Origin of the sequence: Sphingobium amiense, assembly GCF_003967075.1 — a bacterium.
Lineage (GTDB): Bacteria > Pseudomonadota > Alphaproteobacteria > Sphingomonadales > Sphingomonadaceae > Sphingobium > Sphingobium amiense.
Map to the genome: position 1 here is coordinate 53,430 of NZ_AP018664.1, position 14,399 is coordinate 67,828.

15 protein-coding genes are annotated in these 14,399 nt (G+C 66.8%); 10 read left to right on the forward strand and 5 right to left on the reverse strand.

Annotated elements, in window-relative coordinates; genetic code table 11:
- Positions 1 to 75: 75 nt before the first annotated feature.
- Genes SAMIE_RS00275 through SAMIE_RS00285 form a run of 3 tightly spaced genes read left to right on the forward strand, consistent with a single transcriptional unit; the run spans position 76 to position 2,656 of the window.
- Complete coding sequence (locus SAMIE_RS00275; protein WP_066701282.1) at positions 76 to 1,131, forward strand: serine hydrolase; 1,056 nt, start codon at positions 76 to 78, stop codon at positions 1,129 to 1,131.
- 49 nt (positions 1,132 to 1,180) lie between these two features.
- Positions 1,181 to 1,546 carry a DUF962 domain-containing protein gene (locus tag SAMIE_RS00280; RefSeq protein ID WP_066701281.1) on the forward strand — a complete coding sequence of 122 codons (366 nt, stop codon included), beginning with the start codon at positions 1,181 to 1,183 and terminating at the stop codon, positions 1,544 to 1,546.
- Between the two features lie 42 nt (positions 1,547 to 1,588).
- Positions 1,589 to 2,656, forward strand: coding sequence for a GNAT family N-acetyltransferase (locus SAMIE_RS00285; RefSeq protein WP_066701280.1), 1,068 nt, complete (start codon positions 1,589 to 1,591; stop codon positions 2,654 to 2,656).
- Here SAMIE_RS00285 and SAMIE_RS00290 read toward each other — a convergent pair.
- Both SAMIE_RS00290 and SAMIE_RS00295 read right to left on the reverse strand, forming a co-directional pair.
- Positions 2,634 to 3,503, reverse strand: coding sequence for a cupin-like domain-containing protein (locus SAMIE_RS00290; RefSeq protein ID WP_066701279.1), 870 nt, complete (start codon positions 3,501 to 3,503; stop codon positions 2,634 to 2,636). The two genes, SAMIE_RS00285 and SAMIE_RS00290, sit on opposite strands and share 23 nt — an antisense overlap.
- Positions 3,500 to 4,621, reverse strand: a complete 1,122-nt coding sequence (locus tag SAMIE_RS00295) for a GNAT family N-acetyltransferase (protein WP_066701278.1) — start codon at positions 4,619 to 4,621, stop codon at positions 3,500 to 3,502. Before SAMIE_RS00295 ends, SAMIE_RS00290 begins: the two co-directional genes overlap by 4 nt.
- Positions 4,622 to 5,021: 400 nt before the next feature.
- Between SAMIE_RS00295 and SAMIE_RS00300 the strand changes: the two genes are divergently transcribed.
- From SAMIE_RS00300 to SAMIE_RS00310, 3 genes are read left to right on the forward strand one after another with little or no spacing between them, the layout of a single operon-like run.
- Positions 5,022 to 5,981: a KpsF/GutQ family sugar-phosphate isomerase gene (locus tag SAMIE_RS00300; RefSeq protein WP_066701307.1), complete on the forward strand. Its 960-nt coding sequence runs from the start codon at positions 5,022 to 5,024 to the stop codon at positions 5,979 to 5,981.
- Between the two features lie 5 nt (positions 5,982 to 5,986).
- On the forward strand, positions 5,987 to 6,787 hold the full coding sequence (locus tag SAMIE_RS00305) for a 3-deoxy-manno-octulosonate cytidylyltransferase (RefSeq protein ID WP_083952540.1): 801 nt from the start codon (positions 5,987 to 5,989) through the stop codon (positions 6,785 to 6,787).
- The gene (locus tag SAMIE_RS00310) at positions 6,787 to 7,374 is read left to right on the forward strand and encodes a histidine phosphatase family protein (RefSeq protein WP_066701276.1); all 588 of its coding nucleotides are present in this window, start codon (positions 6,787 to 6,789) and stop codon (positions 7,372 to 7,374) included. The genes SAMIE_RS00305 and SAMIE_RS00310 overlap by 1 nt, the downstream gene beginning before the upstream one ends.
- 3 nt (positions 7,375 to 7,377) lie before the next feature.
- On the opposite strand, the gene dmeF is transcribed toward SAMIE_RS00310, so the two are convergent.
- Complete coding sequence (gene dmeF, locus SAMIE_RS00315) at positions 7,378 to 8,361, reverse strand: CDF family Co(II)/Ni(II) efflux transporter DmeF (protein ID WP_174522235.1); 984 nt, start codon at positions 8,359 to 8,361, stop codon at positions 7,378 to 7,380.
- A gap of 2 nt (positions 8,362 to 8,363) precedes the next feature.
- Positions 8,364 to 8,636 carry a metal/formaldehyde-sensitive transcriptional repressor gene (locus tag SAMIE_RS00320; RefSeq protein ID WP_066701274.1) on the reverse strand — a complete coding sequence of 91 codons (273 nt, stop codon included), beginning with the start codon at positions 8,634 to 8,636 and terminating at the stop codon, positions 8,364 to 8,366.
- Between the two features lie 90 nt (positions 8,637 to 8,726).
- Between SAMIE_RS00320 and crtY the strand changes: the two genes are divergently transcribed.
- The 4 genes from crtY to SAMIE_RS00340 are packed head-to-tail and all read left to right on the forward strand — an operon-like array spanning position 8,727 to position 12,932.
- Positions 8,727 to 9,869: a lycopene beta-cyclase CrtY gene (gene crtY / locus SAMIE_RS00325; protein ID WP_066701306.1), complete on the forward strand. Its 1,143-nt coding sequence runs from the start codon at positions 8,727 to 8,729 to the stop codon at positions 9,867 to 9,869.
- Positions 9,869 to 11,356, forward strand: a complete 1,488-nt coding sequence (locus SAMIE_RS00330; RefSeq protein WP_066701273.1) for a phytoene desaturase — start codon at positions 9,869 to 9,871, stop codon at positions 11,354 to 11,356. The genes crtY and SAMIE_RS00330 overlap by 1 nt, the downstream gene beginning before the upstream one ends.
- Entirely contained in the window at positions 11,357 to 11,938 is a 582-nt protein-coding gene (locus SAMIE_RS00335) for an LOG family protein (RefSeq protein WP_066701272.1), read from the forward strand.
- A 40-nt stretch (positions 11,939 to 11,978) separates the two neighbouring features.
- Positions 11,979 to 12,932, forward strand: a complete 954-nt coding sequence (locus tag SAMIE_RS00340; protein WP_083952539.1) for a phytoene/squalene synthase family protein — start codon at positions 11,979 to 11,981, stop codon at positions 12,930 to 12,932.
- A 109-nt stretch (positions 12,933 to 13,041) separates the two neighbouring features.
- Here the strand turns inward: SAMIE_RS00340 and SAMIE_RS00345 are convergent, their stop codons facing one another.
- Positions 13,042 to 14,388 (reverse strand): ammonium transporter, encoded by a 1,347-nt coding sequence (locus SAMIE_RS00345; RefSeq protein WP_066701304.1) that lies wholly within the window; start codon positions 14,386 to 14,388, stop codon positions 13,042 to 13,044.
- Positions 14,389 to 14,399: the final 11 nt, after the last annotated feature.

Consider the following 14,399-nt stretch of genomic DNA (forward strand, 5'->3'; position numbering starts at 1 on the left):
CCGTCAGATGGCCCGTCGCCCGAACCGCTGTCAACGGGACTTGCGAAGCGCGCGCCGATCCGCGAGAAACGGCGCATGTTGTCGCTTCGCCCTGCCGCCGCGCTCGCCGCGCTTGGCCTGTTCTTCGCGCCGCTGCCTGCCGCCGATGCGTTCGGACTGCCGCCCCGGCCACTGGTCGAACAATCGGCGCAGGCAAAGCTGCTTGCCGAGTTTGCGCGGTTCGCCGCTCTTTCGGACGGATCGGTCGGCATCGGCGTGCGCGACCTTCAGACCGGCGAAACGCAGGCGCTGAATGGCGACACGCTCTTCCCGATGGCGAGCGCCTACAAGGTGGCGGTGGCCGGGCGCATCTTCTCCCTGATCGACGCGGGCGACCTGCGCATCGACGATCCGCTGGCGCTCGATCCCGCGCTGGCGAGCGAGGGCGGCATCGCCTGGATGTTCTCCCGTCCCGGCGCGACGCTTTCGGTGCAGCGGCTGCTGGAGCTGATGCTGACGAAGAGCGATAACAATGCCACCGACGTGCTCGTCGCGCGGGCGGGCGGGCCGCAGGCGATCACCGCCTTCGTGACGAAGCTGGGTGTCAGGGGGCTGGAGGTCGACAGCGACACCGCGCATCTCCTCTACCGGGCGATGGGCATCGACCCGCAATCGGGCAGTTTCCGCGCCAATGTGGAGGCGGCGCGCCGCGCCGATCCGCAGATCGCGGTGCGCGACCTGAAAGATCTGCCCAACCCCGACTTCGCCATCGACCCGCGCGATACGTCCACGCCGACCGCGATGCTCGACCTGCTGACCGCCTATGAAAGCGGAAAGGCGCTGTCGGCGGGCAGCACGCAGCGGCTCTTTACGATCATGGGCCATTGCGAAACCGGGAAGGCTCGCATCCCCGGCATGCTGCCGCCCGGCACCGCCGTCGCGCACAAGACCGGCTCCATGAACGGCATCGGCAACGATGTCGGCATCGTCCAGTTGCCTGACGGCCGGCGCTTTGCGGTGGCCGTGTTCGTGATGAAGGACAGCCGCGGCCACACGTCGCGCGACCGTATTATCGCCGAAGCGACGCGGGCGGCCTATGATTATTTCCTCTACGCCCCTGACCGGGTGCACGGCCGGTCGCACGGCGCTTAACGCTGTCTTCCAGACCCGTTACGGTTGCAGGCGAAACAGGGAGGATGCCGTGACCCCATTGCGCCGCTTTCGCGACTTCTGGCCCTATTATCTTCAGGAACATGCCCATTCCGGCACGCGGGTGCTGCATTATGCCGGGACCAGCATCGTGGTGGCGCTGCTGGCCGGGGCAGCCGTGTCCCAGCGGCGGTGGCTGCTCGCGGCGCTTCCGGTCGCGGGCTACGGCTTTGCATGGGCCGGGCACTGGCTGGTCGAACGCAACCAGCCTGCGACCTTCCGCTACCCGCTCTGGTCGCTGCGCGCCGATTTCGTGATGTGGCAGCGATTCATGACCGGCCATATCGCCCGCGATCTCGCCAAGGCTGGCGTGCGGCCGGACGGGTCGATCGATCCCGCGCGGCGGATCACCGCCTGAACCGCGCTTGACCCCGCCGCCTCCTCTGCCACAAGAGGCGCGATGGGATTTTCCGCAGGCTTTTCGCGGCCCGACCGGGCAACGCTGGCGCAGCGCTGGCAGGCGCTCGAAGCGCGGAGCGACGCATCCTTCTTCCTGCGCTGGACCTGGGTCAGCGCGTGGCTGGACAGCTATGCGGTAAAGTCCGAACTGCTTGCCGTGACAGATGAAGCGGGCAGGGACGTGGCGCTCGCGCTCGTCGGCCACGCGATGCAGCGACGCCTGCTGGGGCGCGTGGCCACGATCAGTCTCAACCAGACAGGTGAAGCGGCGGCTGACCGGCCCTATGTCGAATATAATGGCCTGCTGGTGGAGCGGAGGCAGGAGGCGGGGGCTTATGCTGTCGCGATCGACGCGCTGGCCCGCCGCAGGGACTGGCGCGCCCTTCGCCTGAGCGGGATCGCGCCCGGATCGCCCCTGCTGGACCTGCCCGCACGCCGCAAAACGCGGGTCGATGCCTCGCCCGTTTACCAGATCGACCTCGATGCCGTGCGCGGTGCGGGCGGCGATTATCTGTCGTTGGTCAGCGCCAACACGCGCAGTCAGATCCGCCGGGCGATGAAGGATCGCGGCGGATCGGGGCCGCAGGCGGAGCGGGCATCGCTCGACATGATCGAGCCGTGGCTTGCCGAAATGGCGGCGCTCAATGCCGGTCGCCATGCCGACAATGCGTGGGAGGATGCGGCCTTTCGCGCCTTCGTGGCGACGCTCGTGGCGCGGGGGCATGCCGATGGCTCGGTTGAACTGCTGCGCTTCACGGACAGCCACGGCGTCGTCGGCCTGCTCGTTAATTTCGTGCAGGCTGGCGCTGCGATGAACTATCAGTCCGCCTTCGCAGAGTCGGTGACGGCGAAGGACAAGCCGGGCCTCCTCTGCCACGCCGCAGCGGTCGCCCATTATGCGGAGCGCGGCCTCGCCCGCTATTCGCTGCTCGCGGGCAGGGATCGCTACAAGCAGAGCCTTTCCACCTGCGAGGATGGGCTTGAATGGTGGGTGCTGGAGCGTTTCAGCCCCCGCCTCGAAGCCGAAGCGCTGCTGCGCCGACTCCTCAGGCGCCCAGCTTCCGCATGACACGGTAGGCGAGGCGGCGCAGTCCCTGCCGCTCCGGCGCGGCGCTCACCGCCCCCACCGGCAGGCCGCGACGGCGCAGCAGCGCGTTGAAGCTGTGCAATTCGCCCTCCGCCACGCTCCGATCCGACCGCCATGTGACGGACAGGCTGACCGACACGGTGGGACCGTTTTCGACGAAGTGCGGCGCTTTCACCGGCACATGGATGGCGTCGCCCGGCAGCAGCGTGACCGCCGTGCCGCGCGCCTTGAACCCGTCCTGCCAGACGAGGTTGCGATGGCCGCCGCCGTGGAATTCCTCGCTCTTCTGCGCGGGCACCAGTTCCTCGTCACGGGCCGGGAAGACAGTCATGGTCTTGGTTCCCATGATCTGAAGCAGGATATTATGCTCCGGGTCCATGTGGAACGGGGTGACGCTGTCCGGTGAAGAAAGGAAGATGAAGGCTTCCCGATGCAGCATCGGACCGGTTTTCTCCCCAACAATGGGTTCCAGTTCCGCCAGCGCCCCGTCGAGCAGCGAAGCGTAGGCGGGATCGCGCTCGACATTTTTGAGCACGGCCCAGCTTCCGTTGCTTTCTATGGTGCGGATGGTCTCGCCCAGCGTCAGCCCGTTCGACGGCGTTTCTTCGGGACGGACGCCGAGCGGCAGCTTGCCCAGATTATATTCGACGCTTCCGGAGGGCATCCGCTCGGCCAGCGTCGCCAGCGCGTCCAGCGACAGCAGGGGGTGCCCGGCCATGCCGTGCGTCAGCTTTGCGGGCTGGTCGGGATAGGCCTGCGCGAAGAGGGCGCGGGCGGCGGCCGGAAAGACCGCGCCGGATGGGGGCGAGATCGGGCGATGGGCGGTCATCGCAATCCTTTCAGCAGTCGGGCAAGGGTTTCGGCCTGGTTTGCGATAGCGAAGGCGATGCGGCGTTGCAGCCCGGCAAAACCCCTGCCGCGCAGGGCGATGCGATATTGCACGATGGTCCGCCGCTCCGCCCACAGGCTGTCGATCATCGGATGGTCGGGCGCGGCGCAACTGTCCATCCATGCGATAGCGGGATTGCCCTGCACGGCATGAAGGTTGGCGATCTCGATCAGCACGCCAGGGGAAAAGCGGCCCAGCGTTTCGTCGATGGCGATCTTGAACGAAAAGGCTCCGTCGAGATGGCGGAAATTGACCAGCATGGCGATGGCGCGGCCGTCGAGATCCATGCGCAGCATGTGCAGGCGGCCGCCATCCAGCGCGGCGGCGCAGGCATCCCTGAAGAAATTCGCATGGTCGGGGCGGTTCGCCATGGCAGTGCCGTTCGCGCCCTTCCAGCCGGCGGCCTCCAGCGCGAGAAATGCCTCGCACCAGTCGGGCAGCGCGGCGGGATCGTCCAGCAGGCGCGTCTCGACCTCGCCCATATCCGCCAGCCGCTTTTGCAGGCGGCGGAGTTCCTTGCGCTTCTTGGGCCGGACCTGTGCTGTCCAGTAGTCCTCCGCATCCAGATCGGAACGCAGCATGGCGCGTTCATAGCGATGGATTTCCCGCCAGCCGCGTCGCTGCGTCACGCATGTCGCCTCGATGGCGGCAGCGTTGGGACCGGCGGCGTCGATCCCTTCGAGATGAAGGAAGCCTCTGGCCCATGGCGCTGCGTCGAGCTGGTCGAGGAAGAGCGCCCATGCCTCCTGCTCGCGCCCTGCAAGCAGCAGCGGCGCGCCAAAGAAGCAGTGCGGGTGCATCCAGTTGCCGACGCACCGAAGGGGCAGGCGGCCATGGCGCGACCGCAAGACGAGAGGAAGCAGGCCGATCAGTTGTTCGCCCGACCATGCCTCGATCATATGCACCTCGCCCTCGCGCGCGAGATGGGCCAGCGCGGGCGCCAGCATGTCGGGCGCATAAAAGGCGTTGGCTTCGGCGGCTGCGGACGCAAGCTGCTGCCAGCGCACGGGCGCAGGCACGCCGCGACGCGGCAGCGTGGGAGGAGAAGCCATGTCCATGCCTCCCGTCTAGACCGCAAAGATTAGGGAAAGGCTAAATAGCGGCTCGGTGACGAACGCTTATGGGTAGATGAGTTACACCGAACACTGTAATTGTTCCGCCGTTCGTCGCGCCACGGGACCGGCCTAACTCTTTATTTCCAGACATTTCTGTCGATAGCCAAAAAATGATTTCGCAGCTGCAAAACAGATTGCCTTTGTCTCCGGAAAGGGCGTAAGCCTTCGCTCAAGCTGGTTGGGACCGGCCGGGGGGTCGCGCAACAAAAAGAAGGACGGCACATCGAACGCGATGGATCGTCGCCGCAGTCTGACCGAAATTCGGGAAGGAGGCGGAAAAAAGGGCTAAGCTGTGTCGACATCAGTTTCGAAAGTCGTCCCGTTCGGATCGGGCGGACGCATCGTGCAAAGCGCCTGCCGCAGTCTTTCCCTCGCGGCTGCGGGATTGGCGGCGCTGGAAGCCCGGTTCGAGGATCGGGACTTCGCCTCCACCTTCCTTCGGGTTATCGGCGTCATCATGCAGGTTCGCGGCCGCGTGATCGTGACCGGCATCGGCAAGAGCGGCATCGTCGCGCGCAAGATGACCGCGACTCTCACCTCGACCGGCACGCCTGCGATCTTTCTGCATCCCGCCGACGCGGGTCATGGCGACCTGGGCATGATTACGCCCGACGATGTCGTCCTGATGCTCTCCCACTCCGGCGAATCGACCGAACTCGGGCCGATCATCCAATATTGCAAACGCTTCGGCATCCCGCTGGCGGCGATGACCGCTCAGCCGCAGAGCACGGTGGCGCAGGCCGCCGACTATGGCCTGCTGATGCCTGAAATCGAGGAGGCATGCCCCAACGCGCTGGCGCCGACGACTTCGACCACGGTGCAGATGGCGTTCGGCGATGCGCTGGCGATCGCGCTGATGGAGATGCGGGGCTTTTCCGCTGACGACTTCCACAAATTCCATCCTAACGGCCGTCTGGGCGCCCAACTGGTCAAGGTTGCGGAACTGATGGCCACGGGTGACGAGATGCCGATGGTGCGTGAGGACGCGTCCCTGCTGGACGCCACCATCGAAATGACGCGCGCGCGTTTGGGCGGCACGGCGGTCGTGGATCGCAACGGGCGGCTGATCGGAGCCTTCACCGATGGCGACCTGCGCCGCACCGTCACGGGCAAGCAGAATCTGACCGAAGCGGTGGGCCGCTTCATGACCAAGATGCCGCTCGCCGTTGCGCCCGATGAGCTGGCGTCCGAAGCGCTCCGCCTGATGCATGAGCGGAACATCATGCTGCTCTTCGTCTGCGAACAGGGTGCGCTGGTCGGGGCGCTGCATATGCACGACCTGCTGCACGCCGGGGTCGCCTGAGCCTTCTGGTCGTCATTCCCGCGCGGGCGGGGTCGTCCCGCCTGCCGCGCAAGCCGCTCCGCCCGATTGCGGGACGGACCCTGCTTCACCGCACCATCGCGATGGCGCGCGCCGCCATCGGGCAGCAGGCGGATGTGGCGCTGATCGTTGCGACCGACGATGACGAAATCGCCGATCATGCGCGGGCCGCGGGCTGCGATGCGGCGATGACCGACAGCGCCATTGCCACCGGATCGGGCCGGGCGCTCGCCGCCGCGCTGGCGCAGCCCGTGCTCCCGGAGTTCGTCGTCAATCTTCAGGGCGACTCGCCGTTCCAGCCGCAGGGCGCGCTGGCGGCTGTCATCGCGGCTCTGCGGGCGGGCGCGCAGGTAGCGACGCCGGTCATCAACCTCGACTGGGATGCGCTCGACGCGCTGCGCGATCACAAGACGCGCTCGCCCTTCAGCGGAACGACCTGCGCCCGCGCGACCGATGGCCGCGCTTACTGGTTCTCAAAGACGATCATCCCGGCGATCCGCGACGAGGACGGGCTGCGGGCAACCGGGCGGCTGTCGCCGGTCTGGCGGCATATCGGTCTTTACGGCTATGGTCTCGACGCGCTACGCCGGTTCGAGGCGTGCCCGCCGACCGCGCTGGAACAGTGGGAGGGGCTGGAGCAGCTTCGCCTGCTGGAACTCGGCATCCCGGTCATGACAGTCGCGGTCGATCCGCCCGCGTTCGACAGCAGCGGCATCGACACCGAAGCCGACATTGCGCGGGTCGAAGCGCTGATCGCGCGCCATGGCGATCCGACGCCGCCGCTCTGATGCGCCGCATCTTCGTCATCCGCCACGGCAACACCTTCGCCAGCGGCACCGAGGCGCGCCGTATCGGGTGTCGCACCGACATCCCGCTGGTCGAAAGCGGCCATGCGCAGGCGCGGCAGCTCGCGGCATGGTTCGCTGCTCAGCCTTTTGCCGTTGAGCGCCTGTTGTCCAGCCCTCTGCTCCGCGCGCGCCAGACCGCGCAGGCCATCGCCGACGCCACAGGTCACGGCCCGGACGGCACAAAGGACTGGCTGAGCGAAATCGACCATGGACCGGATGAGGGCCGCCCCGAAAACGAAGTGGTCGCCCGCATCGGAGCGCAGGCCATTGCGGACTGGGACGAATATGGTGTCGCTCCGCCCGGCTGGATCGTGGATACAGACGCGCGCATTGTCGGGTGGCGCGCTTTCTTCGCCGAAGGGGGCGGTGGCGTCGACCTTCTTGTCACCAGCAACGGAGCCGCCCGCTTTGCTCTGATCGCGGCGGGCATTCCGGCGGCGACGCTCAAGCTGCGGACGGGTGCGTTTGGTGAGCTGGAAGTGACGGACGGCGCGGTCCGGCTTGTGCGCTGGGACGTGCGGCCCTAGCTTCTAGTGGCATTCCACGGTGACGTGCGCCATGCGGGGGAGAGCGCCGATGCGCTGCCGGATCGCTGGCGCGTCCGCACCGGCGGCAAGGCTGACGATCGCGGCATGGGCATGGGGACCGATGCGCCAGACATGCAGGTCGCGGATCGTGCCGCCCAGCGTTTCGACTTCATCCTTGATCCGCGCCATCAGGACGGGTTCCGCCGTGTCGAGCAGGATGGCGGCGGTGTCCTTCATCAGATCCCACGCCCATTTGCCGATCACGACGGAGCCGAGCAGGCCGACCGCCGGGTCCATCCACCACCAGTTCAGATAATAGCCCGCCACCAGCGCCGCGATGGCCAGCACCGAAGTCAGTGCATCGGTCAGCACATGGACATAGGCGGCGCGCAGATTGTTGTCGGTGTGGGAATGGCCGTGCCCATCGCCATGGTCATGGCTGTGATCGTGGCCCAGCATGAAGGCGCTGGCGATGTTGACGAGCAGGCCGATCACCGCGACCAGCGCCGCCTCGCCGAATGCGACCTCGACCGGCTGGAACAGGCGGACGCCCGATTCGACCGCGATCAATATGGCGGTGATCGCCAGCACCAGCGCCGATGCGAAACCGGCCAGATCGCCGACCTTGCCCGTGCCGAAGGTGAAGCGGGCGTTGCGCGCATGTTTGCGGGCGTAGTGATAGGCGGCTGCAGCGACCGCCATGGCACCGGCATGGGTCGCCATGTGAAAACCGTCCGCCAGCAGCGCCATCGACCCGCTGAGCCAGCCGAAAGCGATTTCCACCACCATCGTCGCGGCGGTCAGCCACAGCACCCAGAGTGTCCGCCGCGCATTCCGGTCATGCCCGGCGGTCAGGTAAATATGGTCGAAATAATGGGCCTGCTCGCCCTCATCTGAGGCAGCGATGTAGACAGGTGCACCGCTTTTTGCGGCATGGTCGTGATCATGGTCATGGTGATCATGGCCGTCATGATGATGGTCGTGCATCGTCACTTCCCGTAACGGCGGATGAGCGCCAGCATTTCTTCGCTGGCGGCGGCGCGCGCTTCGTCAGACAGGCCGGGGCGGGCGACATGCTCGCGCATATGCTGGTCGATCAGCTCCTCCATCAGGCTGCCGACCGCGCCCCTGACCGAAGCGACCAGTTGCAGCGTTTCGGAGCAGCCGGCGTCGCCCGCCAGTTGCCGTTCGACCGCCGCCACCTGTCCCGCGATCCGGCGGACCCGCGCCAGCAATTTGTCCCTGTCAGCCACAATATGCATAATATACCCCCCTATACTATATGCATTGTGCGGGCAAGCATGTCCGCAAGGGAGGTTCCTTTGGCGCGCCGCTTCCCCTACCAGCGTGAAATGGACATGGAGCACGACCTCGTCATCGTGGGCGGCGGGCTGGCGGGCGGGCTGATCGCGCTGGCGTTCGCGGCGCTGCGGCCCGAGGTCCGGCTGCTGCTGGTCGAGGCGGGGGAACGGCCCGGAGGCAACCATATCTGGTCCTTCTTCGATGGCGATGTGGCGCGCGAGCATCGCTGGCTGGTCGATCCGCTGGTGGCGCACCGCTGGCCGCAGGGGCATGAAGTGCGCTTTCCGGGCCATGGCCGCCGACTCGACACCCCTTATAACAGCGTGACATCTGTCCACTTCGCTGTCGCACTTGAACGGGCGCTGGGCGACCGGCTGCTGACCCAGGCGCCGGTCAGCGGGGTCACGTCCCGTGCTGTGACTCTGGCCGATGGCCGCGCGATCGGGGCGAAGGCTGTCATCGACGCGCGGGGGGCGGGCGACCTGAGCGCGCTGCGCTGCGGCTGGCAGAAGTTCGTCGGCCATGCCCTGCGCTGCGAAGCGCCCCACGGCATCGACCGCCCCGTCATCATGGATGCGACCGTGGAGCAGATCGACGGATACCGCTTCGTCTACCTCCTCCCATGGGACGAGCGGACCCTGTTCGTCGAGGATACCTATTATAGCGACACGCCCGATCTCGACGTCGCGGCCATCGACGCACGTATCGCCGCCTACGCCGCCGGTCAGGGCTGGCGGCATGAGGTGGTGCATCGCGAGGAAGGGGTTTTGCCGGTCGTTCATGGCGGCGATTTCGACCGCTACTGGCCAAAGGACGACCCCGTGGCCCGGGCGGGCGTGCGCGCCGGGCTGTTCCAGCCGATGACCGGCTATTCCCTGCCCGACGCCGTCCGCTTCGCCATGTGGGTCGTCGATCAGCCGCTCAATGACCTGCCCCGCGCGACGCGCGCCTATGCGAAAGCGCACTGGCGGCGGGGCGGCTATTACCGGATGCTGGGCAGGATGCTGTTCGGCGCAGCGCTCCCCGACCGGCGCTGGCGCATCTTCGAGCGCTTCTACCGACTCGACCCGGCGCTGATCCAGCGTTTCTATGCCGGGCGTTCGACCCTGACTGACCGTTTGCGCATCTTGTGCGGCAAGCCCCCGGTCCCCATAAGGAGCGCCATGCGCACATTGTTGAACCCGCCCGCCTGATGTCCAGAACCGCCATCGTCATCGGCGCGGGCTTCGGCGGGCTGGCGCTGGCCATCCGCCTCCAGTCCGCAGGCGTCCAGACCACGCTGGTCGAGGCGCGCGACCGGCCCGGCGGGCGCGCCTATGTGTGGGAGAAGGACGGTTTCACCTTCGACGCCGGTCCCACGGTCGTCACCGATCCCGACTGCCTGTCGGAGCTGTGGCGGCTGTCGGGGCACGACATGGCGCAGGACGTGACGCTGATGCCGGTCATGCCCTTTTATCGCCTCAACTGGCGGGACGGCACCAATTTCGATTATTCCAACGACGAAGCGCAACTGCGCGCCGAGATCGCCCGGCTCGATCCCAACGATGTGACCGGCTACGAGCGCTTCCTCGATTATTCGGCGGGCGTGTTCGAGGAAGGTTATCGCAAGCTCGGTTCGGCGGCGTTCCTCGACTTCGCCTCGATGATCAAGGCCGCGCCCGCGCTCGCCAAATATCAGGCGTGGCGGTCGGTCTATTCGATGGTCGCGTCCTTCGTGAAGAACGAGAAACTGCGCGAGGCGCTGTCGTTCCACACGCTGCTGGTCGGCGGCAATCCGATGAAGACCAGTTCGATCTACGCCCTCATTCACAAGCTGGAGAAGGACGGCGGCGTCTGGTTCGCGAAGGGCGGCACCAACCGGCTGGTGCAGGGCATGGCCACGCATTTCGAGCGGCTGGGCGGCGTCATGCGGCTGGGCGATCCGGTGACGCGGATCGAAACCTATGGCGACCGGGCGACGGGGGTCCACACCGCGTCGGGCTGGCGCGCGGAGGCCGATGCGGTCGCGACCAACGGCGACCTGATGCACAGCTATCGCGACCTGCTGGCGCACCATCCGCGCGGGCAGAAGCAGGGCGAGAAACTGGCGCGCAAGCGCTGGTCGCCCAGCCTCTTCGTCCTGCATTTCGGTATCAAGGGGAGCTGGCCGGGCATCCCGCACCACATGATCCTGTTTGGGCCGCGATATGAAGGGCTGCTGACCGACATTTACGATCATGGCGTGTTGCCGCAGGATTTCTCGCTCTACCTGCATCACCCGACCGTCACCGATCCGTCGATGGCACCGGAGGGGCATTCGACTTTCTACGCGCTGGCACCGGTGCCGCATATGGGCAAGCTGCCGATCGACTGGGAACAGTTCGCGCCCGCCTATGCCGAACGCATTCTGGACGAAATCCAGCACCGCCTGATCCCCGACATCCGATCGCGCATCGTGACGCAGTTTCATTATACCCCGCGCGATTTCGGGCGCGATCTGGCGGCGCATATGGGCAGCGCCTTCAGCCTGGAGCCGCTGCTGACGCAAAGCGCTTTCTTCCGTGCGCATAATCGCGACGATGTGATCCCCAACCTCTATCTGGTAGGGGCCGGCACCCATCCGGGCGCGGGCATCCCCGGCGTGGTGGGCAGCGCCAAGGCGACCGCGGCGTTGATGCTGGACGACCTTGGCAGGATGTAGATGAAGAGACTGGCGGTTTACTGCGGATCGGCGACGCCCGCCGACCTCACCTATGTCGATGCGGCGCGCCATGTCGGGCGGACGCTGGCGCGGCGGGGGATCGGCGTCGTCTATGGCGGCGGGCGCCTGGGCCTCATGGGGGCGGTCGCCGATGCGGCGCTGGAGGCGGGCGGCGAGGTGATCGGCGTCATTCCGCAGGCGCTGGTCGGCGCGGAAGTCGCGCACAAAGGCTGCACGGAGCTGCATGTCGTCGACACGATGCACCAGCGCAAGCAGATGTTCACCGACCTGTCGGACGGCTTCGTGACGCTGCCCGGCGGGGTCGGCACGATGGACGAACTGTGGGAAGCGATCAGTTGGGCGCAACTGGGCTATCACACCAAGCCTGTCGGCCTGCTCAACGTCGCGGGTTTCTACGACCAGCTTATCGGCTTCAACCGGCAGATGGTGGAGGCGGGTTTCATCCGCGCGCAACATGCGGGCATCCTGATCCATGCGGACGGGATCGAGGCGCTGGTGGACGCCATGGCGGCCTATCAGCCGCACGAGACGATCTTCGCCATGAAGGCGGAGCGGCTGTAAGTCCTCGACGCGGGGAGCGGGGGAGGGCATGGAATCCCCAATGACCGATGCCGCCATCCTCGACCGAACCGCTCTCGTCGCCCATGCGCGCGACAGCATCGCGCGCGGCTCGAAGAGCTTTGCCATGGCCTCGAAGCTGTTCGATGCGGAGACGCGCGAGCGGGCGTGGCTGCTCTATGCATGGTGCCGCAAATGCGACGATATTGCCGATGGACAGGACCATGGCGGCGCGCTGTCGGGCGTGACCGATGGCCCCGCCCGGCTCGCCGACATGCGCGCGCGGACCGACGCGGCGCTGCGGGGGGAGGCGACCGGCGATCCGGCGTTCGACGGCTTTGGCCTCGTGATGCGGGAGTGCGGGATTCCGGCCAGATATGCCCATGACCTGATCGACGGATTCGCGCTCGACGCGGAAGATTGGCGACCGGTGAGCGAAGCTGATCTGCTGCGCTACTGTTACCATGTGGCAGGCGCGGTCGGGTGCATGATGGCGGTGCTGATGGGAGTCGATCCCGCAGATGAGGCGACGCTGGACCGGGCCTGCGATCTGGGGCTGGCGTTTCAGCTTGCCAATATCGCGCGCGACATTGGCGAGGATGCGGCGGCCGGGCGATGCTATCTGCCTGCTGACTGGATGGCGGAGATGGATCTGACGCCCGCTGCCCTGATGACGCGGGAGGCGCGGCCCCGGCTGACGCTGCTCGGACGGCGGCTGGCGGCGATGGCGGCGGCCTATGAGGAGAGTGCGCGGCACGGCACCGGCGCGCTGCCGCCGAGGGCCGCGTGGGCGGTGCTGGCGGCGGCGGGCATCTATGGCGACATTGCCCGCGAAGTCGCGCGCCGGGGCGGGGCGGCATGGGACGACCGGGTCGTGACGCCAAAGCGCGAGAAGCTCGGCTGGGTCGTGAAAGCGGGAATGCAGGTCATCGGCCGCGCGCGCCGCTGGCCCTCTGCGACGCCGCGGCCGGCTAAGCTCTGGACCCGCCCGCGCTGACATCCGAAAAAAGGGGCCGATGCTTTCGCATCGACCCCAGGCATGTTCGCAGGAGGAACATCGTGAGGGGCGGGGCGGCATGATCGCCGCCCGGCCCAATGGTGAAAACTTACGGGTTGTAGGCGCGCTCGCCATGTTCGCCGAGGTCGAGGCCTTCATATTCGACCTCCTGGCTGACCCGCAGGCCGGTGACGGCCTTGGCGATGAAGATGGCGATGGCAGTGCCGATCGACGCCCAGACGATGGTCGTGGCGACAGCTTCGATCTGGACGATCAGCTTGGCAGCCATGTCATAGTCCGCAGCGCCGGGGCCGCCGAGGCTGGGTGCGTAGACGACCGCGGTGCCGATTGCGCCGACCATGCCGCCGATGCCGTGGATGCCGAAGGCGTCGAGGCTGTCGTCATAGCCGAGCTTCGGCTTGAGGACGGTGACGGCGTAGAAGCAGATGATCGAAGCGACCGCGCCGAGCACGATGGCGCCGAACGGGCCGGAGTTGCCCGCTGCCGGAGTGACGGCGACGAGGCCCGCGACGATGCCCGAGCAGAAGCCCAGCGCCGAACCCTTATGCCCGTTGATACGCTCGGCAAGCATCCAGAACAGGGCGGCCGAAGCGGTGGCGACGAAGGTGTTGATCATGGCGAGAGCCGCCGAACCATTGGCTTCCAGAGCCGAACCCGCGTTGAAGCCGAACCAGCCGACCCACAGAAGGCCGGTGCCCACGCCCGTCAGCGTCAGGCTGTGCGGAGCCATCGGTTCCTTGGGGAAGCCGAGGCGCTTGCCGAGGATCAGCGCGGCGACCAGCGCGGAAACGCCCGCGTTGATGTGGACCACGGTGCCGCCCGCGAAGTCAAGCGCGCCAGCCTTGAAGAACAGGCCGCTCGCCGCCCAGACCATGTGCGCGATCGGGAAGTAGACGATCGTCAGCCAGATCGCGGCAAAGACCATCACGGCGGAGAATTTGATGCGTTCGACCACCGAACCCAGCACCAGCGCGACGGTGATCGCCGCGAAGGTCATCTGGAAGCAGATGAACACATATTCCGGAATTTCGACGCCGGCGGTGAAGGTCGCGGCCTGCGACGCGGGCGTGACGCCCTTCAGGAACGCCTTGTCGAAGGTCGAGATGAAGTTGGAAAGGCCGCTGGTGTAATCCGGGCCGAACGCCATCGAATAGCCGTATATCACCCAGATCAGCATCGCGAGGCACGCGACCGCTCCGATCTGCGTCATGACCGACAGCATGTTCTTCGTGCGGACCAGACCGCCGTAGAAGAGGGCGAGTCCGGGAAGGATCATCGCCAGAACCAGAACGGTCGAGATCATCATCCAGGCGGTGTCGCCCTTGTCGACGGTGGCGGCGGGCGCCGCGGCATCCTGCGCCCAGGCGGGCAGGGCAGCGAAGAGCGTCAGGGCGGTCGCCCCCGCCACGCTGCCTAATTTCTTGGAAAAGGTCATCATTCCCCCCT

Coding starts and splice junctions, on each gene's coding strand:
- SAMIE_RS00335 (WP_066701272.1), top strand. CDS start 11,357: ATGAAGAGACTGGCGGTTTACTGCGGATCGGCGACGCCCGCCGACCTC.
- SAMIE_RS00275 (WP_066701282.1), top strand. CDS start 76: ATGTTGTCGCTTCGCCCTGCCGCCGCGCTCGCCGCGCTTGGCCTGTTC.
- SAMIE_RS00310 (WP_066701276.1), top strand. CDS start 6,787: ATGCGCCGCATCTTCGTCATCCGCCACGGCAACACCTTCGCCAGCGGC.
- SAMIE_RS00295 (WP_066701278.1), bottom strand. CDS start 4,621: ATGGACATGGCTTCTCCTCCCACGCTGCCGCGTCGCGGCGTGCCTGCG.
- SAMIE_RS00320 (WP_066701274.1), bottom strand. CDS start 8,636: ATGCATATTGTGGCTGACAGGGACAAATTGCTGGCGCGGGTCCGCCGG.
- SAMIE_RS00345 (WP_066701304.1), bottom strand. CDS start 14,388: ATGACCTTTTCCAAGAAATTAGGCAGCGTGGCGGGGGCGACCGCCCTG.
- crtY (WP_066701306.1), top strand. CDS start 8,727: ATGGACATGGAGCACGACCTCGTCATCGTGGGCGGCGGGCTGGCGGGC.
- SAMIE_RS00285 (WP_066701280.1), top strand. CDS start 1,589: ATGGGATTTTCCGCAGGCTTTTCGCGGCCCGACCGGGCAACGCTGGCG.
- dmeF (WP_174522235.1), bottom strand. CDS start 8,361: ATGCACGACCATCATCATGACGGCCATGATCACCATGACCATGATCAC.
- SAMIE_RS00290 (WP_066701279.1), bottom strand. CDS start 3,503: ATGACCGCCCATCGCCCGATCTCGCCCCCATCCGGCGCGGTCTTTCCG.
- SAMIE_RS00340 (WP_083952539.1), top strand. CDS start 11,979: ATGACCGATGCCGCCATCCTCGACCGAACCGCTCTCGTCGCCCATGCG.
- SAMIE_RS00330 (WP_066701273.1), top strand. CDS start 9,869: ATGTCCAGAACCGCCATCGTCATCGGCGCGGGCTTCGGCGGGCTGGCG.